5 protein-coding genes are annotated in these 3,328 nt (G+C 30.2%); all 5 read left to right on the forward strand.

Annotated features, from left to right (window positions below; genetic code table 11):
* Window positions 1-182 precede the first annotated feature (182 nt).
* Entirely contained in the window at window positions 183-746 is a 564-nt protein-coding gene (locus VFS71_RS08970) for an RteC domain-containing protein (RefSeq protein WP_326400730.1), read from the forward strand.
* A 110-nt stretch (window positions 747-856) separates the two neighbouring features.
* Window positions 857-1,138: a helix-turn-helix domain-containing protein gene (locus VFS71_RS08975; protein WP_326400732.1), complete on the forward strand. Its 282-nt coding sequence runs from the start codon at window positions 857-859 to the stop codon at window positions 1,136-1,138.
* 4 nt (window positions 1,139-1,142) lie between these two features.
* The gene (locus VFS71_RS08980) at window positions 1,143-1,586 is read left to right on the forward strand and encodes a hypothetical protein (protein WP_326400734.1); all 444 of its coding nucleotides are present in this window, start codon (window positions 1,143-1,145) and stop codon (window positions 1,584-1,586) included.
* A gap of 96 nt (window positions 1,587-1,682) precedes the next feature.
* Entirely contained in the window at window positions 1,683-2,933 is a 1,251-nt protein-coding gene (locus VFS71_RS08985) for a hypothetical protein (RefSeq protein WP_326400736.1), read from the forward strand.
* Window positions 2,934-2,945: 12 nt separating this feature from the next.
* Window positions 2,946-3,248 carry a hypothetical protein gene (locus VFS71_RS08990; protein WP_326400738.1) on the forward strand — a complete coding sequence of 101 codons (303 nt, stop codon included), beginning with the start codon at window positions 2,946-2,948 and terminating at the stop codon, window positions 3,246-3,248.
* Window positions 3,249-3,328: the final 80 nt, after the last annotated feature.

The raw sequence follows: 3,328 nt of genomic DNA on the forward strand, positions 1-3,328 counted from the left end.
GTTTTTATAATTACACCGAAAACGGCAGGTATGGTTTTACAAAAGGGGGAAGTAAGTATAATGCTTTGTTATTGGTTGATACAAGAACTGGAGAGATTTATAATTTTAATACGTTTATAAAAACAGATCTTGCCAAATACACTAAGGCAAAAAAGTAGCATTATTTAAGAAGCAAAAGAAACATGAATAGCAATTATCCTATAGAAACTCGATATAGTACTTTAAAAAAATATCAAGATAATTATGAAAATGATTTAAAAATATTTTTAGAAAATCATGAAGATAATATTGAAATTGACTTTTTAGAAATTGATTTGTTTTCACATAAAAACCTTTTAGATCACTTTCTAACCAAACTCCCAGACTATATTAGCATTGATGACGGTACTATTAACCAAAGAAACATCAATAGCCAAAGAAGAATTATTGCATTTATAGAAAATAAAATTGCTCTCACAAATAACCAAGAACTTACAATAGTGATTCCCAAAGTCGAAAACACTTTGAAATGGCAAGGCACACCATTACAATTTGCAGAGTTAACAAAGGCACTTATTTTGTCAGGAAAATTAAATCCTGAACTCAGTCAAAAAGAAGTATTCAAAAGAATGAAACAACTTTTTAATGTGGAGGATTTCAACGAAAACGACAAACTAAAAGATATTAGAAAAAAGTCAAAGGAGTTAACCCCACTAATAAACACCTTAGAAATTTCATTAACGAACTGGATAAAAAATAAGGATTAGAACATTTTCAATACAAAACTGTTAAATTATTACCCCACTAAAACACCACCGGTGAGTTAGTGGGGTTCTTGTTTCAATTCATTTGCACTATAACAAATAAACATTTTATTATGAGTGCTACAATTCAGTTTATCCAGTACAGCCCCGAACAATTACAAAGCGAAATAAACGCAGGGGTTAAAGTTCAATTAGAAAATTTCCTAAAACATTTCACACCAAAACAGCCAAATGAATATTTGACACGTCAGAACGTAGCGGATATGTTGTCTGTGGATATTTCAACCGTACATAATTATTGCAAACGAGGGATTCTCCAGCCGAAAGGAATTGGAGGAAGAGTTTACTTTTTACGTTCCGAAGTTGAGGCAAGCTTAAAACCATTAAACGTTTAGATTTATGACGACAACAGGCAATAACAAAACACCAGTTTTTCATAGACACATTTACAAAGTTTCTAACAATGTAAAATCTTACACTATTTACGAGCTTTTAGAACTACCAAAAGGTATAAATTTTCTATCTGACTTTTTAAGAATAGAACCCTATCAAGGTAAATCACAAACAAAAGGCGTTTCTATATGTTCACGTTTGAGAACTTCATCTAACTGGGCTACCTCAAAAGATGTTACAGGATTACGACCTACCAATATCAAAGGGATTTATTATGGTGATAGATTAAGAAATGATATTAAAAACTTATTGATCTTTCGTTTTTTGGAGGTAAAAGACGGATTATTTGGCGAGCCTGAAATAAGATTAAATATCGACGTTTACCCGAACTATTACCCAAACCATAAAAGAATACTTCAAAACCTCATCAACACCTACGAAACAAACTAAAAGAATAAAAAACCGAGAGTTGTTCAGGCTCTCGGTAATGTTTTGTTCAAAAGTTAGTTTCAACAGGCAATGTAGAAACTTCTCAAAGATAGCAAATTGATTGACTTCATAAAAATAATAATAAAGGATTGTGACCGCACTATTTTAGAGCGCAATCCACTATTAGATTTTTTCGATACTATAAACCTCACTACGGGAGAACTAAAAACTACAAACCGAAACGGAAACAAAGTAACACCCTCAAAAAATGCGTCTTACAATGGTTTAGAATTTAAGATTTATGACACCGGAACGATAACCTTTGCAGGCAGTTTACATCAATACTGGAACAACGGAGCGCACAATTACAATGATTTTAATATTGATGCCGTTATGTGGGTTTTGGACGACTTAAAAACAAAATTCGACATAGAAGCCGAACAATGTATTTTGAAGTGTTTAGAAATTGGAATAAATATAACACCCCCAATTGCAACAAATGATATTTTAGATAATTGTTTCCTCCATAAAACCAAACCTTTTGAGTATCAAAAAAATTCAGACGAGGGAAAATACAAACAAGTCCAACATTCACAATACATCATCAAGATATATAACAAAACATTACACTACATATCAAAAGGGTTTGAAATTGACACCGAAATAATGCGGTTTGAAATCAAATACACTAAAATGCAAAAACTAAACGAACGAGGTATTTTTAATTTACAGGATTTAATCAATTATAGACTTTTTAACTTCAAACAGGATTTATTAAAAGAGTGGCAAAACATATTATATTTTGATAACACTACCCGAATTGACCATTTAAGCACAAAAACTAAAAACGCATTACTGGAATATTCAAACCCAAATTACTGGGCTGGATTATTGGCCAACAATCAAATTGAAAATTTCAAGTATCATAAAAATCAATTAAGGAAAATCACTTTCGAAAACTCAAAGAATGTACAATATTTAACTGCTGAAATTATAAGTAAAAAGATTGATTTTCTGAATATCAATACTACCCGAATTGACCATTTAACTATACTGTCAAAACAGGTAGTATTAAAGGATTCAAATAATCAGATTTGCAAAGTAACCGGAGTAAATATTTCAATGCAGAAAAAGGACAGTATTCTACTTTCACATACTGGATTAAAATACTATTACGAAACTGACAAAAAAATATTTGAACAAATAAAAAGGCGTTACTTATCAAAAGTCTGGAGTAATTCAAATTTTCAAATTCAAATTAAAGAAATTGCACATAACATAAGAAACAAAAGCAGTAACAAAAATATTAAACAGAAAAAAATTTATCAACCCACTCAACTAAATGTTTTAACCATGTTGGGGATTTAAAATTAATTTATTATGAATGATTACACAAGTCAGAATGATTTACAAACTGTAGTAACCGGATTAGTAGATCAAAGAATTAAACAATTAGTAGAACAAATGATCTTTCCAAAATTTAGCACAATAAATACTAAGAAATTTGAATATAAAGATTATAATTTACAATCAGATGTAACCAAAGCGACTATTGAATTGGCAAACCAATTATTTATATTGATTTCAGAATATGTTAAGGCAAACGAAATAGAACTTAAAAGGATAAATCCAGATTTTAAAAACTCCGTTGGCGTTGGATTATACCATCATGAAAAAACTTAAGAAATATGCAGACAGCGCAGTATTGAAATTTACTTCAAAGTTTTAATTAAAGACAACCTTCTCAGGTAGTCTTTATAATT

It is taken from the genome of Flavobacterium sp., assembly GCF_035760125.1.
Lineage (GTDB): Bacteria > Bacteroidota > Bacteroidia > Flavobacteriales > Flavobacteriaceae > Flavobacterium.